The sequence below is a fragment of the Ekhidna sp. genome (genome assembly GCF_964218185.1).
In the GTDB taxonomy this organism is placed as follows: domain Bacteria; phylum Bacteroidota; class Bacteroidia; order Cytophagales; family Cyclobacteriaceae; genus Ekhidna.
On the sequence record NZ_CAXPLV010000005.1, the window covers coordinates 586,387 to 613,027 of the forward strand.

Genomic DNA, 26,641 nt, shown 5'->3' on the forward strand with positions numbered 1-26,641 from the left:
TATGTTGATTCCATTTGAAGAAATGCCGGACAATGCCCGATTGTGGATATACCAGGCAGAAAGAAAATTGACTCCTGAGGAAGTCCAGTTTGTAGAAGTAAACACCAGGTCTTTTTTAGATCAATGGCAGGCTCATGGTCAGGATCTGAAGGCTTCTTTTCAGTTGGCCTATGATCAGTTTCTCATTATCTCGGTAGATGAGTCTTTTAGTCAGGCTAGCGGATGCAGCATTGATGCCTCTGTTCATTTGATAAAAGCTTTGGAAAACGAACTGAAGATATCCTTCATGACTACTAGTCAGGTTGCTTTTTTACAGGATGAAGAGATAAGTCTATACCCTTTCAATCAACTTAAAACGCAAGTCACCAACTCGGTGATTAAGCCTGAAACGTTGGTTTTTGATAACACGGTTCAAAATGTGGCTGAATTTAAAACCCGATGGTTGAAGGAAAGCCAGCATACATGGGTAAATAGATATTTCTAATAGGGCTTTTGGTTCGTTTCTTGTTTTAGCTTTAGCTAAATTTCAGGAAAATCATCTGGACAAGATTTTCGTTATTCCTTATATGCGAATCCTTCAATATCTCTTACTAGTTCTATTTATAGCAAGTTGTTCGCTCGAAAAGAGCATGAACAATGCCGAGTTTGATGCAGTAATCTCCAAGCTAGGCGACTCACCTGAGAAGAACACTCCAGAAGAAAACATCATGGTGGGTGATGCTTTCCGAAAATCCAATCGGCTAGTTGAGGCGATCCCTTTCTATCAGGCAGCAATTGATAAGGGAACTCCCGAAGATGCAGCTCATCTCTATGTTGCACAGGGATTGAAAGTAGAGCAGAAGTACGATGAGGCGCAAAAAGTTCTGGATAATTATCTGCCTAAAGCCAGGGATATAAAGACGAAAAACCTGGCTGAAAAAGAGCTGGAAAACTTAAGGAAGATTGATGAGTTGAAAGAAAATGAAAGCTACTATCGTGTAAAAAATCTTGAGGAGATAAACACTGAAAGGGCAGAATACTCCCCGGTTTACAGTAATAATTACCTCTATTTCACCTCCAATCGTGATGGTGGAAAAATTTACAGAACTACAGGAACCCCATTTACAGACATCTACCGAGTGGCTTCCAGGGGAGCCAATGTGAATCTTAGTACGCTCACTGCGCTTGATCCTATCATCAATCACATTGATACGAATGAGGGATCAGTTGCGATTTCTCCTGATGGTTCGTCAATGATTTTTGCCAAAGGAAACGATGGTAAGGCAAAGGGTTATAGTGAGGTAAATCTGTTCTTCACACGGTACAGGAATGGTAAATGGTCGGAACCTGTGCCACTATCTATTAATGTGGCTGAAGCCTGGGACAGCACACCTGCATTTAGCCCGGATGGTACCACGCTTTACTTTTCTTCAACACGTCCGGGTGGATATGGAGGAGCTGATTTATATCAGGCCAAAGTAAACAGAAGAGGTAGATGGGTTGATGTAAGAAACTTAGGACCGGAGATTAATACTGCCGGAGACGATGTGTTTCCATTCGTGAGTGAAGATGGTAGCTTGTATTTCGCATCAGATGGTCATCCTGGATTTGGTAAGCTGGATATGTTCCGAGCTGTGCGCGAAGGTGGACATGTGCAGATAGAGAACCTGGGAAAGCCAATGAATTCTTCAGCCGATGATTTTGGTCTTTTTCAATTTGATTTAACAAAAGGTTTTTTTACTTCCAACAGGAGGGGAGGAAAAGGCGATGACGATATCTACACCTTTGTCAATGATGATCCTGATCTGAAGGTGGTTAATTACTTCCTTACCGGAACGACCGTAACGACGGATGATGCCGGACTGGAGATTATTTTACCCAACACCAAAGTTTCCCTTACTACCGATAATGGGGAGGTGCTTGATGAAGCATTCACCGGAGGTGATGGAGTTTTCAATTTCCGGGTATACCCCGAGGAGCATTATGACCTTATCTCAGAGAAAACAGACTACTTCACCGTTCGTAAAGATTTTACCACAATTGGTAAGACAGTTGATAAATCTACCCTTACCGAATTCATCACAAATGTGACTTTTGAGACCAAGATTATGATGGACCCGATAGTGCTTGAGAAAGCAATTGTCCTTGAGAACATTTACTACGACTTAGACAAGTATGACATCCGTCCGGATGCGGCACTGGTTTTGGATAGCCTTGTGCAGATCATGAATGACAACCCGGATATTTACATCGAACTTGGCTCTCATACAGACAGTAGGGCTGATGATGATTACAACAAAAGGTTATCTCTTCAAAGAGCACAGTCTGCTGTTCGCTACATCATCAATGAAGGTATAGATGCTGAAAGGATTGTAGCCAAAGGGTATGGCGAGACGCAGTTGATCATTAAAAATGCGCAGACAGAGGAACAGCATCAGAAGAACAGAAGAACCGAATTCAAAGTACTCCGATACAACCCAAGAGACCGGAATGATGACTTACCACCTGACGAACAAGTGGATGAATATGATCGATTCTTCAAAGATTCGGGTGACGGAAACGGATAAACGTTTTTCTTTGCAAACAAAAACAGCATGACGGATCGGTATGCACAGCGCGGGGTTTCTGCGGATAAGGAAGATGTTCATTCGGCTATCAAAAACATAGACAAAGGCCTTTTCCCAAAAGCATTTTGCAAAATCGTAGAGGATATTTCTGCAGATCCTGAGTACTGCACGATTATGCATGCTGATGGGGCTGGCACCAAGTCATCTCTGGCCTACCTCTATTGGAAAGAAACTGGTGATATCAGCGTTTGGAAAGGCATAGCTCAAGATGCCGTTATTATGAATGTGGATGACCTGCTCTGTGTCGGATGTACGGATAACATTCTATTATCATCCACAATCGGACGTAATAAAAATCTAATACCTGGGGAGGTCATTTCTGAGATCATCAATGGAACAGAAGAAGTGCTGCAGATGCTCAGGGACAATGGCATCAACATCAACTCAACGGGAGGGGAAACGGCAGATGTAGGGGATTTGGTAAAAACCATCATTGTAGACAGCACGGTTACAGCCAGGATGAAACGTGCTGAGGTGATAAACAATCAAGATATACAACCGGGAGATCTCATTGTTGGTATGGCTTCTTATGGTCAGGCGAGCTATGAAAAGGAATACAATGGAGGAATGGGCAGCAATGGGCTTACATCCGCACGCCATGATGTGTTCGACAAAATCTACGCTGAAAAGTACCCAGAGTCTTTCGATCAGGGAGTGCCGATGGACTTGGTTTACAGTGGATCAAAAAAGCTAACAGACGAAGTGCCGGGAGCTCCGCTAGATGCCGGAAAATTGGTACTTTCTCCTACAAGGACATATGGTCCAATCATCAAATCAATTTTGAGAGAGTTGCGATCAGAGATACATGGGATGGTGCATTGTAGTGGTGGTGCGCAAACTAAAATATTGCATTTCGTAGACAAGGTGAGGGTGGTAAAAGACAACCTCTTGCCAACTCCTCCGTTGTTTCAAATGATTCATGAGGAGAGCGGAACGGATTGGAAAGAAATGTATAAGGTCTTCAACATGGGCCATCGAATGGAAGTCTATGTGGCTGAGGAATCTGCTGATGAAATCGTTGAAATAGCGAGATCTTTCAATGTAGATGCCCAGGTCATTGGGCGAGTGGAAGCTTCAGATAAGAAGGAGCTGATCATCCAGTCTGAATATGGAGTTTTTGAATACTAATGGAACATTTTTATATACCTCTTTCGGATCGTAAAATCACATTACTTCCGATCACTAAAGCACACATTCAGGAAATGCGTAAACTGAGCTCAGATAAAGATGTCTGGACTTGGTATACGGAGGATTTAACCAATCCCGATGCTCTGGAAGGCTGGATGATGAAAAGACTAGAAGAAACAGAAAGAGGTGAGAAAATGACCTACTCTGTGCAGCTAAATGAGACCGGTGAAATCATTGGCTCTACGAGTTACGGCCATATTGATTGGGCTGAAGGTGGAATAGAAATTGGCTGGACGTGGCTTGGAAAAGCATATATTGGTTCTGGCATCAATAAGCACATGAAATTTTTAATGCTCAATCACGCATTCGAAGCAATGAATATTGAGCGGTTAGAGTTACGAACCGATGAGGTGAACGTACGATCAAGGAAGGCGATGGAGAAAATAGGAGCGAAGCATGATGGAACGTTAAGAAATCATCGCTCTACGCAGGGAGGGAGAAGACGAAATACAGTTGTGTACAGCATCATCAAGTCTGAATGGCCCGAAATCCGTAAGACCATTTTTAAAGAGTTTTAGTGGAAGCTCTCCTAGTCATACTGTCGGTACTACTAATAGCCGGAGGTATCATATTTTCAATACTTCCACCACTGCCCGGCCCCCTATTGTCCTATGCCGGAATGTTTTGTATCCATGCTGTTTCAAACGAGACCCAATTTTCGACTACTTCATTTGTAATATGGGGCATCATTGGTGCCATCATTGTAATTACTGATTACATTTTACCTGTCGCCGCAACGAAGAGATTTGGTGGGACTAAAGCAGGTGTCATAGGTGGGATGATAGGCATGGTTGCTGGTGTTCTCTTGCCCATCCCATTCGGTATTGTTTTAGGTCCACTTTTAGGAGCAATCATCGGTGATCTGTATGGAGGAAACAGGATAAGGTCAGCGTTCAAATCTGGCTTTGGTTCCTTCCTTGGGTTTATAGCAGCCACTTCACTTAAGCTCCTTTATTCGATCATTCTTGGAGGTGTGATTGCCTGGAAAGTGGGTGGCTTTACCATCAATGTAATCTCGGAAATGCTCAAATGAGGAACATACTTGAGAGCCCTGCTATGATGATGATATCGATGTAGACCTTTACAGTTTTGAAATCGCTCATTTTGTCTGCCACAGCCAGGCGATAAGCGATCCAAAAAATGAAGAGTAGTACTCCAAAGAAGAAATATCTCACGTTCCAATTCGGAATTGATAAGAGATAATAAGTGAGGCCGCCAACTCCCGCTAATCCAGCTAGGTAAATGAAAACCTTCGCTCCACGAATACCCCACACTATCGGAACGGATTGAATTCCAAACTGCACTTCGCCTTTTGCGCTGATGATGTCTTTGAGACTCTCCCGAATAAAAATGATGACGCACCCAAACATAGCATAAGCTACTACTAAGAGGTTGAATTCCCTAAAGTAGACCATCACCAAAAGCAACGTAAGACATGCAAGGAATGCCACCGTGAGCGTGCCCAGGAGCAACCATCTTCGAAGAACGATGCTATACATCCACAGCGCTCCTGCGGAAAAAATATGGATAGCACCTACAGCAGGGTCAATGGCAAAGCCCAAAGAAATTCCAATGAAAGTGAGTGCCAGATGAGAAAATAGTGCGAATCTTCGCCGAAATGTAGTACCAACGACCACTTTGTCCGGACGATTGACCATGTCTATTTTCTGATCGAAATAGTCGTTGATGATGTAACCAGCCGCGCCGATCATGCCTGTGCTGAGTATGAAGATTAGAAAATCTGGTTTTGCAAGAGAAGAGAATGTTTTATCCAGGAGGCAATAGGCGGTGATAAACTGGGTCAGCCCGATGATGATAAGATTTGGAATCCGGCTGGCTCGAAGAAATCCAAGAATGTCTTTGGTGGTGATTTTCACTTGATGTCCTGAATGCTCTCGGTGATCAAACGGTAAATATTTTTCATTTGTTCATCCTTTAGCATCTCCAAGTGCCTGGCTATGGTTGCTTCATCCTCTCGCATCGCTGGTCCTGTCTGAGACTTGGATGGATTCAGCTCAATTGCTTTTTTAAGTGTCTCCTCTACCAAAGGCTGAATATCCTGAAATGTCATATCCAGGTCAGCCAGCAACTTTTCTGACAGGTGAAACATGTGATTGCTGAAGTTGCAGGCAAATACAGCTGCCAAATGAAGCTTTGATCGATTGGTGGAAGTAAGCAACCTTACATCGTTGCTAAAGCTCCTCACGAATGTGAAAATATCTCTCTCTCCCGCGTCAGAGCCCTCCACAAATACAGGGAAGCTGGTAAAGTCTATATCCTTTGTTTTACTAAATGTTTGAAGTGGATACATGACGCCATGTTTCTCATGCTTGGCTAAATCAGCAATTGGGCGAGCACCAGATGTGTGCAAAACAACTGCATTTGACATCTCTATCTGATCCGACACATTTTTCACTTCACCATCGGGCACACTTAAAATAATAAAGTCAAACGCATTTGAATCCAGCTGATCCATTGCCAAAACAAAATCCTCAGATTGAGATCTTGAAAAAATAGTTACTTCATGTCTTTTGGAGGAGATACGATTGGCCAAATGATAGCCAACATTTCCATACCCAATGATTGCTACCTTGCTCATTAAGTAAAAATAGAAGATAAAACCTCAAAAAATGAACTATGCCTCTACTCCTTTATCTCTCATTTTTACAAATTCGAGATACCTACGGCGTATCGCCACCACAAAACCGATCACAAGTAAAAAGGTGCCAATCCATAGCAGATTGATCCAAGGCTTCTTCACGGCCTCCATGATAATCCAGTCTTTTTGAGTGGTCTGGTAGGCTAGCACTACAGCATTTTCATGAGGTAAAATATTCTGAATGGATATTCTAAACGCAAGATCATTTACCTGATCATCTATCCTACCCACAAACTCTTGATTACGGATGAGGAAGATGGGCTCGGCATCATAATTCTGATATTCTCCTTGCACTCTTATCACGGCTTTTACCGCCACATCTCCCGCCGAAAGAGGAGTTCCATCGATCTCAGAAATCGGCTCCATTCGCTCGAGATTGGCCACATAATCATTGATGAAAAACTGGTCACCGATAGTCACTTTAATCTCTTTTGGGTCACTCCAGTCTGGCTCCTGATCAGGGTCAGGGAAAGTTCGAACATGGGTATACATGTCGGCACTAAGCTTTCTTTTAATGTCCGGAGAGTACACAATCATGTCCATAGCTGTATTGATTTGAACCCTCGGAAATAGGGTGAACTGTTTACCTTCTTCGGTATGATACTCCACTTCAAAATAGCTGTTTTCAGGATTTATTAACGTTAGTGTATCTGCACTTCCCTTTCTCACCACCTTAAGTGGATTGGTTGTTGGTATAAGATCATTCTGATCAACAAACCCTTCCTCTCTCGTATCTTTTCTTATGCCTCGATAGATCATGGAATATTCCTTCATTTGGCGTGGCTCATTGATGAAGAGTAAAAGGTTGTCTCTGTTTACCTCTTCAGGAAATTCCGAGCTCCACACCATAGAGGTATAGTTGGTAGAAAGAATCGTGGAATATCCACTGGAAAAAAGGATTCCAACCAGCATCATGGCAATTCCTATATGTGTGATTGATCCACCTGATAAATTGATGTTTGACTTGGCTACACCAATGAAAATCTTCGCGTTGGCAACTATGGAGTATGTGCAGGCAATCAGCAGAATTAGATAGTATGGATCGCTGATTTGAGCAAGGGCAATCACCAGTCCCGAGATTACCAAAGAGATAACAAACGGAGTTGTCAATTCTGCTTTCAGCTTTTTGCTATCCATCTTCTTCCACCAGAAAAACTGCCCAGTCCCCGAGAGGATGGCAAGAATGATTGAAAGGAGAAGCTGAGGGAGTGAATAAGCTGTAAAGGTGTCTGTGGCGGGAGCCATATTTAGCTCAAACCCCAGAGACTCTGCTATTTTATTGTAAACAGGGATGGATGTTCCGGCGAGCACCTGAAATGCCATTAAGCATAATGTAGCCGCACCCATGAATATCCAAAACTCTCGGGAATAGGTGGAAGTTTCTTCTTTGGAAGTGGGGATGTCTTTCCATCTTTTCGCAATCATAAAAATGGATAAGGCCAAGAAAACGAGAAGGTAAATCAATAACTGACCTGACAACCCTAAGTCGGTAAATGAGTGGACTGATGAATTACCGAGTATTCCACTTCGGGTAAGAAAAGTGGCATAGAGAACCAAAATGAATGAAGCCACTACAAGGATTAGTGACATCTTTAAAGCCGCTCCACTTTTCTTATAAGCAATCATCACGTGTATTGCGGCTACCAAAACAAGCCATGGCACATAGATGGCATTTTCCACCGGATCCCAGTTCCAATAGCCACCGAAATTGAGTGTTTCGTATGCCCAATAAGCACCCATCAAAATTCCCACTCCAAGAATCATCGCAGAAAATTGCGCCCATGGAAGCGCAGGGCGGATCCATTCTTTATTTTTCCCGATAATCAATCCACCTATGCAATAAGCAAATGGGATAACAGTCGTGGCAAACCCCAAGAATAGTGTCGGAGGGTGAATCACCATCCAATAATTCTGCAATAGTGGATTCAATCCATTTCCATCTTCAGGGATAAAATTAGGATTGGTTTTGAAAATTGGAGCGTCTATTACTTCTCTCAAAAGCATAAATGGTGAGCTTCCCAACTTGATATCGAGGACTACCACGCCAAGAATCATTGAAGAAAGGAATACTTGCGTAAGCGCCATCACGAACATGACAGGAGCTTTCCAGAACTTATTTGTATTGATCAGGATGATGCCTAAGACAGCATTCCAAAACATCCATAAGAGGAATGAGCCTTCCTGACCTTCCCAAAAGCAGGAGATTTGATAATAGATAGGCAGTATTTTCGAGCTGTGGCTGTATACATAGTGGTATTCAAAGTAGTGGTTGGTTATCAGGTAAAATAGCGTTCCAATGATACCAATGACAGCAAACGAATGAACATAAAATATTTTGGAACCAAAAGCTGTCCATTCGGTATCCTGATTTCTTCCTTTGAAATAGGCATATGCGGAAAGCATACTTGAAACAAATGCGATAATGACAAACGCATGTCCTAATTGTCCCTCAAAGTAGTGTATCATATTGGCTGGTTTTTAGCCGGGTTTTAACTTGTGAATTCAGGTTCCTCCTGGTATTTCGAAGGACACTTGAGTAGGATTTTTTCAGCAATAAATTTGTCGCCCTGGTACGCTCCCACAATTACGACCTGCTCCGATCTGGTGAAGTCTGTTGGAATAGGTTCAGCAAAAAGTACTTGCTGTTTCACCCCCTTCTCATCAATCATCTCAAACTTAAATGAAAGCTTATCAGGGCTTTCTTGAATGCCAATTACCTCGCCGGATGCAGTTTTAGGTAGCTCTCCCACCACATGAATGCTCTTTTTGAATCCCTTTTCTGATAGCTCTTTCGCCTCTCCAAAGGATACATAAGTACTCGCATCACCAGCCATAGAAATGATCATTGTGATGGCTACAGCTATTACCACAATAGCAATTATGTACTTCTTTTTCATTTCTCCTTAATTTCCTTTTCTAAACGCTTCGATCGCTTGTCCAGTTTGAATAACAGAAAGAAAAAACCTCCAAGGATGACAAGGATGATGGCGATCACCACATATATTTTTCCTTCTCCGCGAAAATCATCCGCCATCTCAACCTGAGCTTGAGCAAATTGAGTTCCAATAGCCATTAAAATTCCTAAAATATATTTAAGCATCTTCAAGTTTTTGTTTAGTCAATGAAAGTCGGATCGCAATAGTGGTCATCCAAAATCCTAGCAAAGTCCATCCTACCACAGCGAGGTAAAACACCTTTCTCAGGTTGCTATCTAAATCATATGCATTGAATCCGGGATTTCCACCGTTGCCAGGGTGCAAACTGTCGGACATTCTCGGCAGAATGAATATCAAAGGAATCATCATGAAAAATGCGAATATGTTGAATACCGCAGAGATTCTGTTTCTCTGCTGCTCATCCTGAATCGAACCCCTTAAGACAAAGTAGGCCAGGTAAATAAGCAATGAAATCGCAGAAGCATTTTGCTTTGGATCATTACTCCAGGGTTCGCCCCAGGTATAATTTGCCCAAACCATTCCGGTAAGAATCCCCAACACGCCAAAAGCAATTCCCATATTGGCAAGGTGTACACTATACGTATCAAACTTATTATCTCCAGTTCTTAGGTGCTTGATGGCATGGATCACAGATCCTAAAAAAAGAAAGATCATTCCAAACCACATTGGAACGTGAAAATGAAGTGCACGTATGGTTTCATTAAGGATGGGTAGTCTGGGTACAGGAAACATCAACCCTCCAATTACTGTGTAAGTCAAGAGCACCACACACAACCATTTCCACCAGTCTTTTTTCAGTAAATAGCCCATCACGATTTCCAGGTAAAAGGGAACAAAACGAATGTGAGCGCAATGATAATCACATCGACCGAGAAGAGAGTAGCCATATTACCCTGAATCTGCATGAGGATAAATCCATCAAGGATTTTATAGCTATTGCTTATGGATAAGATGAGCACAGGAATGATGATTGGGAAACCCAAAACAGCCATCATAATGGAGCGATTATTTGTCCTAAAGGCGATAGCAGAAACCATAGTAAAAGCAGAACTCAACCCGATGCAGCCCAACACCAAATTCAAAAGAAAGGTCGGGTAATTAATAACCGGATTCCCAAGCAAAATCGAATAGATGAAAAATGAGATGACTGCAATGCAAGTAAGGTAAAGGAATGAGTAGATAAGTTTTGCCAGGATTATTTCATGTGGTTTACACAGGAAAAAGTAATAGTGTGCCCTTCGTTCTTCTTGAATAAAGCTTTTTGCAATGGCATTGATAGAGGTGAAAAGTAGAATGATCCAAAAAAGAATATTCCAAACCTCTACTGAAACAAAACCACTAAAAGCCATGTAGGCCGCAAAAATGGTCGATGCGAGATACAGTAGAATTCCGGAAATAGGATTCTGCTGTCTCCAATCGACTACCAGATCTTTCTTTATGAGTTGTATTATCCGTTGCACAGGGAGCAAAAGTAAATTCAAAGTAGCGCATACCTTGCATATACTTCACATTCACTTTAGCATTGCGTAAATTTCATTCAGACCATTTCTGAAGAATTTGTAACAGCAATGAAAAAAGTTCTTGTAACCGGGGGTGCGGGTTTTATCGGATCTAATTTGATTGAAGAGCTTCTTTCAAAAGGCTATCAGGTTGTCTGCTTGGATAATCTCTCAACAGGTTCCAAAAAGAACATAGAGGAATTTTTAGATAATCAACGCTTTGAGTTTATCGAAGGAGACATTCTCGATTACAATCTTTTATTGAAATGTACGAAAGGCACCTATGGGGTATTGCATCAGGCCGCTCTTGGTTCTGTGCCACGTTCTATTAAAGATCCGATCACTTCAAATCGAGTAAATGTTGAAGGCACATTAAACGTATTTAAGGCGTGCGTGGAAAATGAGGTTGAAAGAGTGATTTATGCAGCCTCTTCATCTACGTACGGAGATTCGCAAGAACTGCCAAAGAGAGAAGACAAGATAGGGAAGCCCATTTCTCCTTATGGGGTTACTAAGTTGGTAAATGAGATTTACGCAGACGTTTTTCAAAAAGTGTATGGTTTAAATACCATTGGCTTAAGATATTTTAATGTGTTTGGGCCCAAGCAAGACCCAAATGGAGCCTACGCTGCTGTTATTCCACTTTTTATTAAAGCAATCCTTTCCGGGAATCAACCGATCATAAATGGGGATGGAAATCACAGCAGGGATTTTACCTTTGTGAAAAATGTAGTTCAAGCCAACATAAAAGCACTTGAAGCTTCCGCAGATAAATTCAATGGGGTTTATAATGTAGCATGCGGTGATCGAACAACGTTGAATGAGCTTGTGGACTATATTAATGAAATAGTGGGCGTAGATATAAAACCATTATACAAAAAAGAAAGAGAAGGAGATATAAAACATAGCTTGGCAGATATTTCGAAAGCAAGAGAAATGCTAAGTTATGATCCAGAATACTCGATAAAAAAGGGATTGAAGGATACGATAGATTGGTATAAAAACTGAAGTTAACGTAATTTTAGTTTATATGGATAGAGAAAAATCATTGGTACTTATAACTGGCGGTGCTGGGTTCATTGGATCCCATGTTGTGCGACGGTTTATTAAATCTGATAAATACAAAGTAGTTAATCTGGATAAACTAACCTATGCTGGGAATTTAGAGAATTTAAGAGATGTTGAGAGTGACGAGAACTATGAATTTGTTAAAGGAGATATTTGTGATGTTCAATTTATAAATGAACTATTCGTCAAATTTGATTTTGCTGGAGTGATTCACCTTGCTGCTGAATCTCATGTAGATAGGTCTATCTCCAATCCAATGGAATTTATCCAAACGAACGTGGTTGGCACAGTAAATCTGCTAAATGCCGCGAAAGATTCGTGGAAGGAGAAATCAAATAGGAGATTTTATCACGTTTCAACAGATGAGGTTTACGGATCACTTGGGGAGGAAGGGTTATTTACAGAGTCCACCCCATATTACCCTCAGTCACCATACTCAGCATCCAAAGCTGCATCCGATCATTTTGTAAGAGCCTATGGCAATACTTACGGCCTTTCATTTGTGATTTCCAATTGTTCTAATAATTATGGCCCAAATCATTTCCCTGAAAAGTTGATTCCCCTCATGATCCATAATATTCGAAATGGGAAACCACTGCCTGTTTACGGAAAAGGAGAGAATATTCGTGATTGGCTTTATGTTGAAGATCATGCAAGAGCAATTGAGTTGATATTCGAAAAAGGAAAGAATGGCGAAACCTACAATATCGGGGGATTTAATGAGTGGAAAAACATTGACCTAGTGAACCTTTTGTGTGATATTATGGATCGAAAACTAGGTAATGCACAAGGTACTTCTCGAAAATTAATTACATATGTAAAGGATCGTGCTGGTCATGATTTACGATACGCAATAGATGCCTCCAAGCTTAATAAAGAATTAGGGTGGGAACCGTCTTTGCAGTTTGAAGAAGGCTTAAGTAAGACAGTAGATTGGTATTTCGATAATGAACAATGGCTGCAAGATGTTACCTCAGGCGATTACTTAAAATATTACGATGATCACTATTCAAATAGGTAGAATATGAAAGGGATTATTTTAGCAGGAGGGTCTGGCACACGATTGCACCCATTGACTTATGCTGTAAGTAAGCAGATTTTACCTGTGTATGATAAACCAATGATCTATTATCCCTTGTCAACCCTTATGTTGTCTGGGATAAATGAAATTCTGATAATCAGTACTCCAAGAGATTTGCCTGTTTTTAAAGAATTATTAGGTGACGGTTCCTCGCTTGGATGTTCATTTTCCTATGCAATTCAGGAAGAACCAAAGGGGCTGGCGGAAGCATTCATAATTGGTGCTGATTTTATTGGGAGTGATAGTGTGGCTCTTATTCTGGGTGATAATATTTTCTATGCCTCAGGACTCTCCAAAAAGTTGCAAGCTTGTGCAAACCCTAATGGGGGTGTCGTTTTCGCCTACCATGTAAACGATCCCGAACGCTATGGGGTAGTGGAATTTGACAAAGGTCAAAAAGCAATTTCCATCGAGGAAAAACCCCGACAACCTAAGTCCAATTATGCAGTTCCGGGACTTTACTATTATGACAATGAGGTTGTTGAAATTGCTAAAAATATAAAGCCAAGTCCTCGGGGAGAGTTAGAAATAACAGATATTAACAATCATTATTTAAGACAAGGAAAATTAAATGTTCAGGTATTTGACCGTGGAACAGCATGGCTAGATACTGGCACCTTTGCTTCACTCATGCAGGCTGGAAATTTTGTGCAAGTGATTGAAGAAAGACAAGGTTTGAAAGTAGGTTGTATTGAAGAAGTAGCGTACAAGATGAATTATATTTCCAAAGAACAACTCCAATTGTTGGCGATACCTCTTGAAAAAAGTGGGTACGGAGATTATCTGCTTAAAATGATTTCAAAATGAAAGCCGAGAAAACCAATCTGAAAGATTGTTGGGTGTTGGAACCTGATGTTTTTGAAGACGAGCGTGGGTACTTCTATGAAGGGTTCAATGCAGTAAAGTTTAAGAAAGCCACTGGTTTTGACTTTGATGTGAAACAAATCAATCAATCACGCTCTTCTAGAGGAGTGTTAAGAGGTTTGCATTTTCAAACTGGAGATAAAGCTCAGGCCAAATTAGTCTCATGTGTTGAAGGTGAAGTTTTGGATGTTGCTGTAGATCTAAGAAAGGATTCTCCAACATTTCAACAATACGCTATGGTACGGCTTTCAGCACACAATAAAAAACACTTTTATATCCCCAAAGGGATGGCTCATGGCTTTCTTGTTTTAACTGATCATGCTAAGCTAATGTATCAAGTAGATGAGCTTTATTCAAGAGAGCATGATTCAGGGATTATCTATTCAGATCCTGAAATAAGTATAAGCTGGGGTATCCCTGAAGAAGAAATTATATTGTCTGAAAAAGATCAAAATTTACCACTCCTATCACAATTAAATCTCGATTTTTAATGTCAAAGAAAAAAGTACTTATTACCGGAGGGGCCGGATTTTTGGGATCGCACCTTTGCGATAGATTTATTAAAGAAGGTTACTATGTTATTGCCATGGACAACCTGATAACAGGAGATATGGCTAACATTGAACACTTATTGGGACATAAGGATTTTGAGTTTCAGCATCATGATGTATCGAAATATGTGCATGTTCCAGGAGATCTAAAATACATCCTACACTTCGCTTCCCCCGCCAGCCCGATCGACTATTTAAAGATGCCAATCCAGACAATGAAAGTTGGCTCACTTGGAACCTTAAATTGTTTGGGACTTGCTAAAGAGAAGGGCGCGAGGATGTTAATTGCCTCTACTTCGGAGGTTTATGGTGATCCACTTGTTCATCCACAAAATGAAGAATACTGGGGAAATGTAAATCCGGTTGGTCCACGTGGTGTGTATGATGAAGCGAAGAGATTTCAAGAAGCTCTTACGATGGCATATCATACATTTCACGGGTTGGAAACTAGGATCGTTCGTATTTTTAACACTTTTGGCCCACGTATGCGACTCGATGATGGCCGTGTATTGCCAGCATTTATTTCTCAGGCACTAAGAGGTCAGGATTTGACAACCTTCGGCGATGGGTCTCAAACCAGATCATTCACTTATGTTGATGATTTGGTGGAAGGAATATACAGACTGTTGAAGAGCGACTATGAGCAGCCAGTGAATATTGGAAATCCTGAAGAGATCACTATTAAAGAGTTCGGCGAGGAAATTTTAAGATTGACCGGTTCCAAATCAAAAATCATTTATAAAGATTTACCTAAAGATGATCCTAAGCAACGTAAGCCGGACATTAGCCTGGCAAAGAAAGTTTTGGATTGGGAGCCAAAGTTTACCCGTGCAGAGGGGTTGAAACCCACTTTGGAATATTTCCAAAAAAAGGTGCTAGGGTAAGTTTTTGTCCTATTTTTGCTCCCTGAATCTATTTTTTAGTGGAATATAAAGTAGGAATTATAGGACTTGGCTATGTAGGGCTACCGCTTGCAGTTGAAAGTGGGAAGCTACATCCCACTATTGGTTTTGATATTAATATAGATAGAATCAGTGAATTGAAATCCGGAATCGATAGAACCTTGGAGGTCAATTCTGAAGAATTGAGTTTAGCTGAAAAACTGTCCTATACTTTAGACGCCACAGATTTAAAGGAATGTAATTTTTATATAGTCACGGTTCCAACGCCTGTTGATCAAAATAAAAACCCTGATTTAAGACCGATTATTGGCGCCACAGAGATGATATCCCAAGTCTTAAAAAAGGGAGATATAGTTGTCTATGAATCTACTGTGTTTCCTGGCTGTACGGAGGAAGTGTGTGTGCCGATCTTAGAAGCCGGAAGCGAACTTGAATTCAACAATGATTTCTTTTGTGGCTATTCGCCGGAAAGGATAAATCCCGGAGATAAAGAGCATAGGATAAGCAACATATTGAAAGTTACAAGTGGTAGTAATGAATTATCGTCAAAAGATATTGATGACTTTTACAAATCGATCATTAGTGCTGGGACTTACAATGCCCCATCTATAAAAGTTGCAGAAGCAGCTAAGGCAATAGAAAATTCACAGCGTGATATCAACATTGCATTCGTGAATGAATTAGCTCTCATCTTTGATAAGCTTGAAATTGACACAACTGAAGTTTTGGAAGCTGCTGCTACAAAGTGGAATTTCCTCCCGTTTAAACCAGGTCTTGTAGGAGGTCACTGTATAGGGGTCGATCCCTTTTATCTCACTCAAAAAGCAGAATCTGTGGGGTATCATCCACAGGTAATTCTTTCGGGCAGAAAAATAAATGATCAAATGGGGCAATATGTAGCTCAAAAGATCATTAAGCTTCTTGGACAGAAGAATCGACTTGGAAATAATTCAAGTGTTCTTATTCTTGGATTCACCTTCAAAGAAAATTGTCCCGACACTAGAAATACGAAGGTGATTGACATCTATGAAGAGTTGGTTTCCTATGGAATTAATGTTGACATCCATGACCCCCAGGCAAATTCAGTTCAGGTTGAAGAGGAGTATGGTCTTAATTTAACCACGTCTATTACTTCTGGCTATGATGCCATTGTTTTGGCGGTAGCGCATAAAGAGTTTTTAGAATTGGACTGGGATCAGTTAAGAAAAGAGACATCTGTCATATATGACGTAAAAAGCTTACTACCAAAACGATTGGTTGATGGGAGACTATAAAGAAAATATAATTCCTCATTCCCATTCCATCACAAAATCTGATCGAGTGGCTAAGAATGGTTATCAACCAAAGGTGCTATGGTTCACTGGGTTATCTGGTTCAGGTAAGTCCACTTTGGCTAGTGCATTAGAAGTACATCTTCACAATAAGGATTACAGTACGTATATACTGGATGGTGATAACATTCGTAGCGGGTTAAATAATGACCTGGATTTTTCAGACAGAAGCAGGCAGGAGAATATTAGAAGAATTTCCGAAGTAGCAAAGCTGTTTATTGATGCTGGGGTTATTGTTTTGACAGCTTTCATATCCCCTTTTAAAAGTGATAGAAAATCGGCACGTGATTTGGTCGGACCTGAGAATTTCATAGAGATTCATGTAGACTGTCCACTAGAAGTGTGTGAGGAAAGGGACGTAAAAGGCCTTTATAAAAAAGCTCGTGCAGGGCAGATAAAATTTTTTACCGGCATCAGTTCTCCATTTGAAGAGCCAGAAAATCCCGATATTAGAGTAAATACTGCCGATGACAGCTTGGAAGATTGTCTGGCGGAATTGATTAAGAAAATAGAACCGAAAATAAGCTTATGAGAAACTATAATCTGACTCATTTGAAAGAATTGGAAGCTGAGTCAATCTACATTTTAAGAGAGGTAGTCGCTCAGTTTCAAAATCCTGCAATTTTATTTTCAGGGGGTAAGGATTCTATTTGCGTTACGCACTTGGCACGAAAAGCATTTCATCCCGCTAAGATGCCTTTTCCGCTTGTCCATATCGATACTGGCCACAACTTTCCTGAAACGATGAAGTTTCGGGATGATCTGGTAAAGGAACTGGGTGTTAAGCTCATTGTTGGGTCGGTCCAGAAATCAATAGACGATGGGAGAGCTGCAGAAGAGAAAGGGCGAAACGCTAGTAGAAACGCCATACAGACAGTAACCCTCTTAGATACAATTGAGGAGTATGGATTCGATGCTTGTATTGGTGGAGCAAGACGTGATGAAGAAAAAGCCAGAGCTAAAGAAAGATTCTTTTCACACAGGGATGAGTTTGGACAGTGGGATCCGAAAAACCAGAGGCCTGAACTATGGAATATATTTAACGGAAAGCAAAATTACGGAGAGCATTTTCGTGTATTTCCTTTGAGTAACTGGACAGAGATGGATGTGTGGCAGTACATCATGGCAGAAAATATCGCGATACCGTCTTTATACTTTGCTCATCAGCGTGATGTAATATGGAGGAATAATACATGGCTTCCGGTTTCAGATTTCATACAAATTGAAGATTCGGAGGAAGTTGTTAGTAAAAAACTCAGGTTCAGAACTCTTGGGGACATTACCATTACCGGAGGGGTAGAATCAGAGGCAGATACTTACGAAAAAATTATCGAGGAGGTAGCGGCGGCTAGACATACAGAGCGAGGCAACAGAGCCGATGATAAACGCTCAGAGACAGCTATGGAAGATCGCAAAAAAGAAGGCTACTTTTAAAATCACTATCACAAATAAGATATGGAAGGTTATTTAGATATGGAACTGCTACGTTTCACCACTGCAGGGAGTGTTGATGACGGGAAAAGTACGCTAATCGGTCGGCTACTTTATGACTCAAAATCCATTTTTGAGGATCAGTTGGATCAGGTAAGGCAAACAAGTGAAAGGAGGGGAGCAACTGAAGTCGATCTGGCTTTACTAACGGATGGACTAAAGGATGAGCGTGAGCAAGGAATAACAATAGATGTTGCCTATAGATACTTTGCTACACCAAAAAGAAAGTTTATCATCGCTGATACACCGGGGCATATTCAATACACCAGAAATATGGTGACTGGAGCATCGACCGCCAATGTTGCGCTTATTTTAATTGATGCTCGCAATGGTGTCGTTGAACAAACATGCCGTCACGCGATCATTGCATCGCTTTTACAGATTCCTCATATTGTTGTTTGTGTCAACAAAATGGATCTTGTAGGTTATAATCAAGACAAATTCAATGAGATAAAAACCAGTTTTGAAAACTTCGCTTCTAAGCTTGATGTGAAGGATGTGCAGTTTATTCCAATAAGTGCGTTAAAAGGCGATAACGTTGTGAATAGAAGTGAGAATATGAAGTGGTTCGAAGGCTCCACGCTTCTTTATACACTGGAAAATATTCATATAGGTAGCGATCATAATCACATTGATTGTCGCTTTCCTGTACAAACGGTGATCAGACCTCAAACAGATGAATATCATGATTACAGAGGATATGCTGGTCGGATTGCTGGAGGAGTTTTTAAGCCGGGAGATGAAATAACGGTGCTTCCTTCTGGGTTTAACTCAAAAATAAAAACCATAGATACGTTTGATGGTGAGGTTGATGAGGCATTTGCCCCAATGTCTGTTACCATCACATTGGAGGATGATATTGATATTAGTCGAGGTGATATGATTGTTAGAACCAACAATCAGCCCGAACCTAAGCAAGATATTGATGTAATGCTGTGCTGGCTGAACAATAAGGGCCCTCAGCCACGATCGAAATATACCATAAGGCATACCTCTGCTGAAGCTAAGGCGATGATAAAAGAAATCAAGTACAAGCTTGACATTAATACACTTCATAGAAATGAGGAGAATAAGGACATAACAGCAAATGATATTTGCAGAGCACAGCTTAGAACTACCAGGCCTTTACTTGTAGATTCCTATCGAAAGAACAGAAATACGGGAAGTTTGATACTGGTTGATGAGGGAACCAACGAAACGGTTGCGGCCGGAATGATTATATGAGTTTGAACTTAGACCCACTTCTTGAAATAGCAAAAAAGGCAGCATTAGCGGCTGGAGCAGATATTCTCAAAATCTACGAGTCTGGAGATTTTTCCGTGGAGGCTAAATCTGATGACTCCCCACTAACGCTTGCTGATAAAGCTGCTCACAATAAAATTGTTTCATTTCTTAAGGAGACAGATATCCCAATTTTAAGTGAGGAAGGAAGGAATATATCATTTGACGAACGCGTCCAATGGGAATACTTTTGGATGGTAGATCCTTTGGATGGAACAAAAGAATTCATTAAAAAGAATGGGGAGTTTACGGTCAACATTGCTCTTATCCATAAAGAGAAGTCGGTCTTAGGTGTTGTTTATCCACCAGTGCTGGGGGACCTCTATTGGGCCTTAGATAGTCAGGGTGCATACTTACAATCCAATGGAGAAATCAAAAAGTTGTCTACAACCAAAAAAGCTTTAACAGAGTCAGGGTTAAGGGTGGTTGCATCCAGGTCCCATATGAGCACTGAAACAGAGGGGTATGTTTCTAAATTGATCGATCCTCAAATTGTTTCTAAAGGTAGCTCCTTGAAATTTTTGTTAGTAGCCTCAGGAGAAGCTGATGTTTATCCCAGGTTTGGGCCAACCATGGAGTGGGATACAGCAGCAGCACATGTTATTGTGACAGAGGCGGGTGGGAGAGTAACTCTCGAGGATATGGTTACTTCACTATCCTATAATAAAATGAACTTGTTAAATCCATACTTTATAGTTTTGCCGCGATGAATCGATCACCAAGAGCAATATTTCTTTTTTTCTTTTTGATTTTGCTTACACTTTCTTTCGAGGGGGCTAGTCAAGATCCTTCGAGTATAGATTTGCAAAGCATTCAAGTGGACGCTCTTTCAGATGAACAAATTAGAGCTTTTGTTAAAAGAGCTGAGTCATCAGGAATGTCTCAAACTCAGCTTGAGGCGCTGGCTAGGCAAAGAGGAATGTCTGAAACTGAAATTTCAAAGTTAAGAGCCAGAATATATCAATTACAGCCAGAAATGGCTAGTCAGGTGCAAGGAGCATTGGATGCAAAGCAGGATAGACTTAGGCAAGATCCAATGGGTGCTTTTTTCTTGGATGTGAATGATTTTAAACTGGAGGATCTGCTAAAGCAAGATGAAGCCGAGTTTTCTATTTTCGGAAGTGAGATGTTCAAGAGCATGATGGATCAGGAAATTTCTTTTTCTGGTAGCCTTAACATTCCAACACCTAAGGATTACTTACTTGGAGCTGGAGATGAATTGATAATAGATATCTACGGCGCGTCTGAGATGACTTACCAGAATACAATCTCACCTGATGGTCAGATCATCATTTCAGGAATTGGTCCTGTTAGCGTTGGTGGTATTACTGTTGAGCAAGCAAGAACCAGAATAACGAAGAAACTTGCTTCCATTTATTCAGGACTTGAAGGCCGTAATCCAAATACATTTGCCCAAATAACAGTTGGTAATATTAGAACTATCAAAGTAAATCTTGTTGGGCATGTTGAAAGGCCGGGCACTTATACACTCAATTCTTTCTCCAACATTCTCAATGCCCTTTATCTTGCTGGTGGCCCATCCGAAACTGGCTCTTACAGAAATATCAGGCTAGTTAGAAGCGGTAAGAATGTAGCCGTTTTTGATATTTATGATTACCTGTTCTATCCGGAACTTGCTTCCAATCCAATTCTTCAGGACGGGGATCAAGTGGTTGTTGATCCATATATTAATCGAGTGAGTCTTACTGGCAAAATAAAGTTTCCAGCTCAATTTGAATTGAAAGAAGGAGAAACACTCAAAAAATTGCTTACCTATTCAGGAGGATTTCAAGGTGAGGCCTATCAGGAAAAAATTGTAATTCAACGTTCAACAGGAAAAGAAAGGGCTTTGGTGACGGTATCAAAATCTGACTTTGAGGAAGCCATACTTCAAAATGGAGATTCTATCAATATTGGCAAGATTGCCGAAAGGTTCAAAAACCGAGTAACAATAACGGGAGCGGTCATGCGTCCTGGTGCTTATGAATTGACAGAGGGTATGATGCTTTCAGATTTGCTGGAGAGTGTTGAAGGACTTAAAGAGGATGCATTTCTTGGGCGGGGCAATATCTTTAGAAGGAAGAAGGACTTAACATTAAAGAACATCTCTTTTGATCTTAAATCAATTGTAAATGGAGATCAGGATATCTTGCTTATGAGAGATGATCAGGTTGTAATTCAATCTATATTCGATTTAAGAGAAAATCAGGTGATTCAAGTAAAAGGTGAGGTAAGGTCGCCAGGAACTTACCAGTATTTAGATGGAATGACAGTAGAAGATATCATCACCCAATCTGGCGGCTTTAAGGAATCGGCGAATAAGTCAGTAGTGGAAGTGGCAAGGCAGATTAGTTCAAACGAGCAAAGCCTAGAACAAACATCGAGGATTTATACATTCCAAATAAATGAAAAACTATCAATTTCTGATAGTGCTTCAAATTTCGAATTGAAACCTTTTGATGTGGTTTTGATCAAGCGATCATCATTTTATCATTCACAGCGTTTGGTGAAAATTGAAGGAGAGGTTCTTTATCCAGGGTTCTATGCATTAGAAACCCGTGAAGATAAAATTTCAGATTTAATTTCAAGAGCAGGCGGGTTGACTGAGTTTGCTTATGCACATGGTGCAACCATTTTAAGGAGAAGTGAATATTTTGAGGATACCACCTCTATGGATGTAGGAGAAGACTTAGAAGCCGATCTTTTTAGATCCAAACGTCTTAAAGATCTCCAGAAAAGGGACGTGGATGAAAAGGTTAATCAACTTGGTCAAAAGGAAAGCATTGGAATAAATCTAGAGGAATCATTATCAAATCCTGATTCAAAATATGACTTAATACTGAAGGATGGTGATGTAATAAGTATTCCTCGAAAAATCCAAACGGTTCGAGTTAGGGGCAGCATCTTGTATCCTAATACCGTAAGGCATGAGCCTGGGATGAGTGCTAAAAGAGCCATCTCTCAAGCAGGGGGATTTACCGATGACGCACGTCCTAGAAAAACCTATGTTATTTATGCAAATGGTTCTGCGGAGCGAACAAGAAGTTTCTTATTCTTTAAAAATTATCCAAAGCTGGAGCCCGGAGCAGAGGTTATTGTACCTCAACGAGTGAGAGAGAGACAACCTTTAAATGCACAAACATTGATTGGAATCACTTCTTCTTTAGCAACCTTAGTATTAGTAATTACTCAAATACGAGCAAACTGATGAGTGAGGAAAACAAAATAGTCCAAGATGATGAAATAGATTTGCTGGAGCTTTCACGAGCAATTTGGTCTCGGCGAAGGTTTATTGTCAAAATAACGGGAATTTTTACTGTTCTGGGATTAATTATTGCTTTTACATCTAAGGTGGAGTATGAAGCAAGTGCTAAACTTTTATCTGAGAGTCAAGAGGGATCTCTTCCAGATTTAGGAGGCCTTGGAGGCTTGGCAGGCTTGGCAGGGTTTGACCTCTCATCATTGGGTGGTGGGGGACAGGTACTAAGTCCGGAGCTTTTTCCAGAAATTGTGAATAGTGAGCCATTTCTTAGAAAATTGATTAATGAGCCGACGTATTTTGAAAGATTGGACTCAACACTTAGCAGTTTCACATACTTTAAGGAAATTGATCGTCCTTCACTACTTGGTTATGTTGCAGAATATACAATTGGACTGCCAAGTAAAATTAAGAATATGTACACAAGTAGATCCAATTCTTCTGATAGAGGTCTTGAATTGACAAGGTATAGTAAGGAAGATTGGAGTATAATGAAAAATTTTGCAGAGAGAATTTCTGTAGAAGTTGAAAGTAGTACTGGCTTGATCACTATTAAAGTAGAAATGCCAGATCCAATAGCATCGGCTCAAATTTCTAAATTAATGTTGGATGAATTGACAAATTACATTACAAAGTATAAGGTTGAAAAAGCAAAAGCTAACTTGGAATTTGTGAGACTAGAGTTTGAAAAAGCTAAATCGATATACCAGTTAAAGCAAGCAGATGTTGCAAGGTTTACTAATCGCAATAGAAACCTTACAAATGCTTTAGCCCAGGTAGAATTTAAAAGACTTCAGAATGATATGGATATATCTTTTGAGGTCTATAAAAGCTTAGCAAGCCAGTTAGAACAGGCGAAAATTCACGTAAATCAAGAGACACCAGTATTTACTGTTTTGGAACCAGTAAGAATTCCTGAAGATAAAAGCAGCCCAAAAAGAGGAATCTTAATGATTGCTTTCATTATCTCGAGTTTGTTTATTTCGACGGCATATATTTTAACAAGATCAATGATATTTAGGCATGTATAAAGATAAAGTCATCCTAATTACTGGGGGAACGGGATCGTTGGGGAAAGCCCTAACAAAGCACATACTTACCAGCCATTCCAACGTCAGGAAGCTAATTATTTATTCAAGAGATGAGCAGAAGCAATTTCAGATGGCTCAAGAATACCCCCATAATCAATATCCTCAGGTTCGTTTTTTGATAGGGGACGTGAGAGATCGAGAAAGAATGGTTCGTGCTTTCAAGGGAGTTGATTATGTTATTCACGCTGCAGCTATGAAACATGTCCCCATCGCTGAGTATAATCCGGATGAGTGTATCAAGACCAATATTGGTGGAGCTGAAAATGTGATTCACGCCTCACTTCAAACAGAAGTGAAAAGGGTCGTTGCATTATCAACAGACAAAGCCTGTGCACCAATAAACTTATATGGAGCTACCAAACTTACATCAGATAAGCTCTTTATTGCTGCAAATAATATAAAGGGAGATAATCCAATACGTTTTTCAGTTGTTCGGTATGGAAATGTTATGGGTTCAAATGGTTCCGTTATTCCATTCTTTATAGAGAAGAAAAAGGAAGGTGTATTACCTATCACTGATGTTAAGATGACTAGGTTTAATATATCCCTTCAAGGTGGTGTTGATATGGTTATGCATGCTCTTGAGAGTGCTTGGGGGGGTGAACTGTTTGTTCCTAAAATTCCATCATATAAGATTCTTGACGTAGCAGAGGCCATCGGTCCAGAGTGCGACAAACCTGTGGTAGGTATAAGGCCAGGAGAAAAAGTGCACGAGGAAATGATTACGGCTTCAGACTCGTTCTACACTTATGATTTAGGAAAATATTATGCTATTATACCAGCGACTCATAAGTGGTCTTTAGATGAGTTTATTAGAGAATTTAAGGCTGTAAAGGTTCCTGAAGGCTTCCAATATAATTCAGGCGAGAATTCAGAGTGGGAATCAGTAGATTCGTTAAGAAAGCTTATTAAAGAACATGTCGACCATAATTTTGAAGTTTGATGTCAGAAGTCATTCCATATGGGAAACAAAATATCACAAAGGAAGATATTAATGAGGTTGTTCTGGCACTAAAGTCGGATTTTCTAACTCAGGGGCCTAGAATCGATGAATTTGAAAAGACCTTTGCTAATTACATAGGATGTAAATATGCAGTTGCAGTATCAAGTGGGACTGCTGCTCTTCATTTAAGTGCTCTAGCTCTTGGTGTATCTAGTGGACAAAAAGTTATCACTTCTCCAATTACGTTTGCTGCTTCTGCAAACTGTATTCAATACTGTGGTGGAGAGGTTGTTTTTTCGGATATAGAGCCAGACACGTATTTGATTGACTTGGATTATGTTAGAAAGTTGCTGTTAGAGTACCCTCAGGGTACATTCTCAGGAATCGTTCCAGTTGATTTTGCAGGGAGAGCTGTAGATATGGAGTCATTAAGAGAAATTGCAAATGAATTTGGCATGTGGATTATTGAAGATGCATGCCATGCTCCAGGGGGTTTCTTTATCGACAGTCATCAAAGTGTTCAAAACTGTGGAAATGGATCGTTTGCTGATTTAGCTATTTTTTCATTTCATCCAGTCAAACATATTGCGTCAGGGGAGGGAGGAATGATCACTACCAATGATGAATCACTTTACAATACATTGATGAAGTTAAGAACACATGGTATTAATCGGGATACTAAAAGCTTCATAAATTCATCATCATTTGCAAGTGGAGTAGAGGACGAAGTAAAATATCCTGCATGGTATATGGAAATGCAAGATCTTGGATATAACTACCGGTTAACTGATATTCAGGCAGCTCTTGGTAAGAGTCAATTGAAACGTGCAAATGAAGGTTTGCTGAGAAGGAGGGAAATTGCTTCTAAATATTATAATGCATTTAAGGATAGGTCATTTATTAAGGGGCAGTCCGGAATGGTGGAAGGCCATGCCTACCATTTGTACGTAATAGAAGTAGATGACCGACTAGGTTTGTATAATTATTTGAGGGGTAAACATATTTTCGCACAAGTACATTATATACCTTGCCATTTGATGCCTTACTACCGATCTTTAGGATGGAATGAGGGTGATCTAGAAAATGCTGAATCATATTATAAGAGATGTTTAAGCATTCCAATGTATCCTACTCTAAGTGATCAGGAAATACAATATGTGATTGATTCGATTAATCAGTTTTATGGGTAATTTATGTATAATACCCGCTAGAGGAGGGAGTAAGAGAATTCCAAGAAAAAACATTCGAGATTTCTGTGGGAAGCCAATCATCTCTTATTCAATTGAGGCAGCAAGGGAATCGGGCTTGTTCGATGAGGTAATGGTATCTACAGATGATGAAGAAATAGCAAATGTGGCAAAGGCTTTTAATGCCGTTGTTCCATTTTTTAGGTCGAACAAAAATTCTGATGATTTTGCATCAACTTCAAGTGTTATCTTGGAAGTGCTTAGCGAATACCGCAAATTATCAAAAGTATTTGAATACGCTTGCTGCATTTACCCTACCGCCCCATTTGTTCAATCCGATGCTTTAATAAAAGGATTTGATAAACTTATTGGTGAAAAATTCACTTCAGTATTTCCAGTTGTACAATTCAGCTATCCAATTTGGAGAGCGTTGAAAATTTCCAATTCACATGCGGAAATGATTTGGCCAAGCAAATTAAATAGTCGTTCTCAAGACTTAGAAAAAACCTATCATGACGCAGGACAGTGGTATTGGATTGATGTACATAAATTTCAGGATGAAACTGCTCTTTTTTCTTCTTCTTCAGGTTGCGTGGTTTTACCAGAGACGGATGTTCAGGATATAGATACAGAGATAGATTGGAAATTGGCTGAAATGAAATTTCAGTTGAGTAAGAGCTAAA

At 40.3% G+C, this 26,641-nt stretch carries 27 protein-coding genes; 20 read left to right on the forward strand and 7 right to left on the reverse strand.

The window, feature by feature from the left end; translation table 11 throughout:
- Position 1 precedes the first annotated feature (1 nt).
- The 5 genes from ACEQZT_RS08085 (at position 2) to ACEQZT_RS08105 (ending at position 4,827) form a co-directional block, all read left to right on the forward strand.
- Positions 2 to 484, forward strand: a complete 483-nt coding sequence (locus ACEQZT_RS08085; protein WP_370088925.1) for a hypothetical protein — start codon at positions 2 to 4, stop codon at positions 482 to 484.
- A 145-nt stretch (positions 485 to 629) separates the two neighbouring features.
- Positions 630 to 2,546, forward strand: a complete 1,917-nt coding sequence (locus ACEQZT_RS08090; RefSeq protein WP_370088926.1) for an OmpA family protein — start codon at positions 630 to 632, stop codon at positions 2,544 to 2,546.
- A 27-nt stretch (positions 2,547 to 2,573) separates the two neighbouring features.
- On the forward strand, positions 2,574 to 3,734 hold the full coding sequence (locus ACEQZT_RS08095) for an AIR synthase related protein (protein ID WP_370088927.1): 1,161 nt from the start codon (positions 2,574 to 2,576) through the stop codon (positions 3,732 to 3,734).
- Entirely contained in the window at positions 3,734 to 4,312 is a 579-nt protein-coding gene (locus ACEQZT_RS08100) for a GNAT family N-acetyltransferase (RefSeq protein WP_370088928.1), read from the forward strand. The genes ACEQZT_RS08095 and ACEQZT_RS08100 overlap by 1 nt, the downstream gene beginning before the upstream one ends.
- Complete coding sequence (locus tag ACEQZT_RS08105) at positions 4,312 to 4,827, forward strand: DUF456 domain-containing protein (protein WP_370088929.1); 516 nt, start codon at positions 4,312 to 4,314, stop codon at positions 4,825 to 4,827. The genes ACEQZT_RS08100 and ACEQZT_RS08105 overlap by 1 nt, the downstream gene beginning before the upstream one ends.
- Here ACEQZT_RS08105 and ACEQZT_RS08110 read toward each other — a convergent pair.
- From ACEQZT_RS08110 to ACEQZT_RS08140, 7 genes are read right to left on the reverse strand one after another with little or no spacing between them, the layout of a single operon-like run.
- Positions 4,820 to 5,671 carry a geranylgeranylglycerol-phosphate geranylgeranyltransferase gene (locus ACEQZT_RS08110; protein WP_370088930.1) on the reverse strand — a complete coding sequence of 284 codons (852 nt, stop codon included), beginning with the start codon at positions 5,669 to 5,671 and terminating at the stop codon, positions 4,820 to 4,822. The two genes, ACEQZT_RS08105 and ACEQZT_RS08110, sit on opposite strands and share 8 nt — an antisense overlap.
- Positions 5,668 to 6,393, reverse strand: coding sequence for a Rossmann-like and DUF2520 domain-containing protein (locus ACEQZT_RS08115; protein WP_370088931.1), 726 nt, complete (start codon positions 6,391 to 6,393; stop codon positions 5,668 to 5,670). Before ACEQZT_RS08115 ends, ACEQZT_RS08110 begins: the two co-directional genes overlap by 4 nt.
- 36 nt (positions 6,394 to 6,429) lie before the next feature.
- Positions 6,430 to 8,919 carry a cytochrome c biogenesis protein CcsA gene (ccsA, locus tag ACEQZT_RS08120; RefSeq protein WP_370088932.1) on the reverse strand — a complete coding sequence of 830 codons (2,490 nt, stop codon included), beginning with the start codon at positions 8,917 to 8,919 and terminating at the stop codon, positions 6,430 to 6,432.
- A gap of 23 nt (positions 8,920 to 8,942) precedes the next feature.
- Positions 8,943 to 9,350: a cytochrome c maturation protein CcmE gene (locus ACEQZT_RS08125; RefSeq protein ID WP_370088933.1), complete on the reverse strand. Its 408-nt coding sequence runs from the start codon at positions 9,348 to 9,350 to the stop codon at positions 8,943 to 8,945.
- Positions 9,347 to 9,553 carry a CcmD family protein gene (locus tag ACEQZT_RS08130; RefSeq protein ID WP_370088934.1) on the reverse strand — a complete coding sequence of 69 codons (207 nt, stop codon included), beginning with the start codon at positions 9,551 to 9,553 and terminating at the stop codon, positions 9,347 to 9,349. The genes ACEQZT_RS08125 and ACEQZT_RS08130 overlap by 4 nt, the downstream gene beginning before the upstream one ends.
- On the reverse strand, positions 9,546 to 10,208 hold the full coding sequence (gene ccsA / locus ACEQZT_RS08135) for a cytochrome c biogenesis protein CcsA (protein WP_370089541.1): 663 nt from the start codon (positions 10,206 to 10,208) through the stop codon (positions 9,546 to 9,548). Before ccsA (ACEQZT_RS08135) ends, ACEQZT_RS08130 begins: the two co-directional genes overlap by 8 nt.
- Positions 10,209 to 10,219: 11 nt before the next feature.
- The gene (locus tag ACEQZT_RS08140) at positions 10,220 to 10,870 is read right to left on the reverse strand and encodes a heme exporter protein CcmB (protein ID WP_370088935.1); all 651 of its coding nucleotides are present in this window, start codon (positions 10,868 to 10,870) and stop codon (positions 10,220 to 10,222) included.
- Positions 10,871 to 10,978: 108 nt separating this feature from the next.
- On the opposite strand from ACEQZT_RS08140, the gene ACEQZT_RS08145 reads away from it, so the two are divergent.
- The 15 genes from ACEQZT_RS08145 to pseF are packed head-to-tail and all read left to right on the forward strand — an operon-like array spanning position 10,979 to position 26,640.
- A complete protein-coding gene (locus tag ACEQZT_RS08145; protein WP_370088936.1) occupies positions 10,979 to 11,917 on the forward strand; it encodes an SDR family oxidoreductase in 939 nt (312 codons plus the stop codon).
- A gap of 22 nt (positions 11,918 to 11,939) precedes the next feature.
- Positions 11,940 to 12,998 (forward strand): dTDP-glucose 4,6-dehydratase, encoded by a 1,059-nt coding sequence (gene rfbB / locus ACEQZT_RS08150; protein ID WP_370088937.1) that lies wholly within the window; start codon positions 11,940 to 11,942, stop codon positions 12,996 to 12,998.
- 3 nt (positions 12,999 to 13,001) lie between these two features.
- On the forward strand, positions 13,002 to 13,865 hold the full coding sequence (gene rfbA / locus ACEQZT_RS08155) for a glucose-1-phosphate thymidylyltransferase RfbA (protein WP_370088938.1): 864 nt from the start codon (positions 13,002 to 13,004) through the stop codon (positions 13,863 to 13,865).
- On the forward strand, positions 13,862 to 14,413 hold the full coding sequence (gene rfbC / locus ACEQZT_RS08160; RefSeq protein WP_370088939.1) for a dTDP-4-dehydrorhamnose 3,5-epimerase: 552 nt from the start codon (positions 13,862 to 13,864) through the stop codon (positions 14,411 to 14,413). Before rfbA ends, rfbC begins: the two co-directional genes overlap by 4 nt.
- Positions 14,413 to 15,357, forward strand: a complete 945-nt coding sequence (locus tag ACEQZT_RS08165) for a UDP-glucuronic acid decarboxylase family protein (RefSeq protein ID WP_370088940.1) — start codon at positions 14,413 to 14,415, stop codon at positions 15,355 to 15,357. Before rfbC ends, ACEQZT_RS08165 begins: the two co-directional genes overlap by 1 nt.
- 38 nt (positions 15,358 to 15,395) lie before the next feature.
- The gene (locus tag ACEQZT_RS08170) at positions 15,396 to 16,649 is read left to right on the forward strand and encodes a nucleotide sugar dehydrogenase (protein ID WP_370088941.1); all 1,254 of its coding nucleotides are present in this window, start codon (positions 15,396 to 15,398) and stop codon (positions 16,647 to 16,649) included.
- A complete protein-coding gene (gene cysC / locus ACEQZT_RS08175) occupies positions 16,636 to 17,238 on the forward strand; it encodes an adenylyl-sulfate kinase (protein WP_370088942.1) in 603 nt (200 codons plus the stop codon). The genes ACEQZT_RS08170 and cysC overlap by 14 nt, the downstream gene beginning before the upstream one ends.
- Complete coding sequence (gene cysD / locus ACEQZT_RS08180; RefSeq protein WP_370088943.1) at positions 17,235 to 18,140, forward strand: sulfate adenylyltransferase subunit CysD; 906 nt, start codon at positions 17,235 to 17,237, stop codon at positions 18,138 to 18,140. The genes cysC and cysD overlap by 4 nt, the downstream gene beginning before the upstream one ends.
- Before the next feature lie 21 nt (positions 18,141 to 18,161).
- Positions 18,162 to 19,421, forward strand: coding sequence for a sulfate adenylyltransferase subunit CysN (cysN, locus tag ACEQZT_RS08185; RefSeq protein WP_370088944.1), 1,260 nt, complete (start codon positions 18,162 to 18,164; stop codon positions 19,419 to 19,421).
- Positions 19,418 to 20,188, forward strand: coding sequence for a 3'(2'),5'-bisphosphate nucleotidase CysQ (gene cysQ / locus ACEQZT_RS08190; RefSeq protein WP_370088945.1), 771 nt, complete (start codon positions 19,418 to 19,420; stop codon positions 20,186 to 20,188). Before cysN ends, cysQ begins: the two co-directional genes overlap by 4 nt.
- Positions 20,185 to 22,686, forward strand: coding sequence for an SLBB domain-containing protein (locus ACEQZT_RS08195; RefSeq protein ID WP_370088946.1), 2,502 nt, complete (start codon positions 20,185 to 20,187; stop codon positions 22,684 to 22,686). The genes cysQ and ACEQZT_RS08195 overlap by 4 nt, the downstream gene beginning before the upstream one ends.
- The gene (locus ACEQZT_RS08200; protein WP_370088947.1) at positions 22,686 to 23,768 is read left to right on the forward strand and encodes a Wzz/FepE/Etk N-terminal domain-containing protein; all 1,083 of its coding nucleotides are present in this window, start codon (positions 22,686 to 22,688) and stop codon (positions 23,766 to 23,768) included. Before ACEQZT_RS08195 ends, ACEQZT_RS08200 begins: the two co-directional genes overlap by 1 nt.
- On the forward strand, positions 23,761 to 24,771 hold the full coding sequence (gene pseB, locus ACEQZT_RS08205; RefSeq protein ID WP_370088948.1) for a UDP-N-acetylglucosamine 4,6-dehydratase (inverting): 1,011 nt from the start codon (positions 23,761 to 23,763) through the stop codon (positions 24,769 to 24,771). The genes ACEQZT_RS08200 and pseB overlap by 8 nt, the downstream gene beginning before the upstream one ends.
- Positions 24,771 to 25,961, forward strand: a complete 1,191-nt coding sequence (pseC, locus tag ACEQZT_RS08210) for a UDP-4-amino-4,6-dideoxy-N-acetyl-beta-L-altrosamine transaminase (RefSeq protein WP_370088949.1) — start codon at positions 24,771 to 24,773, stop codon at positions 25,959 to 25,961. Before pseB ends, pseC begins: the two co-directional genes overlap by 1 nt.
- Positions 25,954 to 26,640 carry a pseudaminic acid cytidylyltransferase gene (gene pseF / locus ACEQZT_RS08215; protein ID WP_370088950.1) on the forward strand — a complete coding sequence of 229 codons (687 nt, stop codon included), beginning with the start codon at positions 25,954 to 25,956 and terminating at the stop codon, positions 26,638 to 26,640. Before pseC ends, pseF begins: the two co-directional genes overlap by 8 nt.
- Position 26,641 lies beyond the last annotated feature (1 nt).

Bases quoted from the DNA above. Each gene is read 5' to 3' on its own strand.
- rfbA (WP_370088938.1), top strand. From the start codon at position 13,002: ATGAAAGGGATTATTTTAGCAGGAGGGTCTGGCACACGATTGCACCCA.
- ccsA (WP_370088932.1), bottom strand. From the start codon at position 8,919: ATGATACACTACTTTGAGGGACAATTAGGACATGCGTTTGTCATTATC.
- ACEQZT_RS08115 (WP_370088931.1), bottom strand. From the start codon at position 6,393: ATGAGCAAGGTAGCAATCATTGGGTATGGAAATGTTGGCTATCATTTG.
- ACEQZT_RS08165 (WP_370088940.1), top strand. From the start codon at position 14,413: ATGTCAAAGAAAAAAGTACTTATTACCGGAGGGGCCGGATTTTTGGGA.
- ACEQZT_RS08145 (WP_370088936.1), top strand. From the start codon at position 10,979: ATGAAAAAAGTTCTTGTAACCGGGGGTGCGGGTTTTATCGGATCTAAT.
- ACEQZT_RS08125 (WP_370088933.1), bottom strand. From the start codon at position 9,350: ATGAAAAAGAAGTACATAATTGCTATTGTGGTAATAGCTGTAGCCATC.
- ACEQZT_RS08100 (WP_370088928.1), top strand. From the start codon at position 3,734: ATGGAACATTTTTATATACCTCTTTCGGATCGTAAAATCACATTACTT.
- ACEQZT_RS08095 (WP_370088927.1), top strand. From the start codon at position 2,574: ATGACGGATCGGTATGCACAGCGCGGGGTTTCTGCGGATAAGGAAGAT.
- pseF (WP_370088950.1), top strand. From the start codon at position 25,954: ATGGGTAATTTATGTATAATACCCGCTAGAGGAGGGAGTAAGAGAATT.
- ACEQZT_RS08195 (WP_370088946.1), top strand. From the start codon at position 20,185: ATGAATCGATCACCAAGAGCAATATTTCTTTTTTTCTTTTTGATTTTG.
- cysD (WP_370088943.1), top strand. From the start codon at position 17,235: ATGAGAAACTATAATCTGACTCATTTGAAAGAATTGGAAGCTGAGTCA.
- ACEQZT_RS08090 (WP_370088926.1), top strand. From the start codon at position 630: ATGAACAATGCCGAGTTTGATGCAGTAATCTCCAAGCTAGGCGACTCA.
- pseC (WP_370088949.1), top strand. From the start codon at position 24,771: ATGTCAGAAGTCATTCCATATGGGAAACAAAATATCACAAAGGAAGAT.
- cysC (WP_370088942.1), top strand. From the start codon at position 16,636: ATGGGAGACTATAAAGAAAATATAATTCCTCATTCCCATTCCATCACA.
- cysQ (WP_370088945.1), top strand. From the start codon at position 19,418: ATGAGTTTGAACTTAGACCCACTTCTTGAAATAGCAAAAAAGGCAGCA.
- cysN (WP_370088944.1), top strand. From the start codon at position 18,162: ATGGAAGGTTATTTAGATATGGAACTGCTACGTTTCACCACTGCAGGG.
- ACEQZT_RS08130 (WP_370088934.1), bottom strand. From the start codon at position 9,553: ATGCTTAAATATATTTTAGGAATTTTAATGGCTATTGGAACTCAATTT.
- rfbB (WP_370088937.1), top strand. From the start codon at position 11,940: ATGGATAGAGAAAAATCATTGGTACTTATAACTGGCGGTGCTGGGTTC.
- ACEQZT_RS08085 (WP_370088925.1), top strand. From the start codon at position 2: ATGTTGATTCCATTTGAAGAAATGCCGGACAATGCCCGATTGTGGATA.
- ACEQZT_RS08200 (WP_370088947.1), top strand. From the start codon at position 22,686: ATGAGTGAGGAAAACAAAATAGTCCAAGATGATGAAATAGATTTGCTG.
- pseB (WP_370088948.1), top strand. From the start codon at position 23,761: ATGTATAAAGATAAAGTCATCCTAATTACTGGGGGAACGGGATCGTTG.
- rfbC (WP_370088939.1), top strand. From the start codon at position 13,862: ATGAAAGCCGAGAAAACCAATCTGAAAGATTGTTGGGTGTTGGAACCT.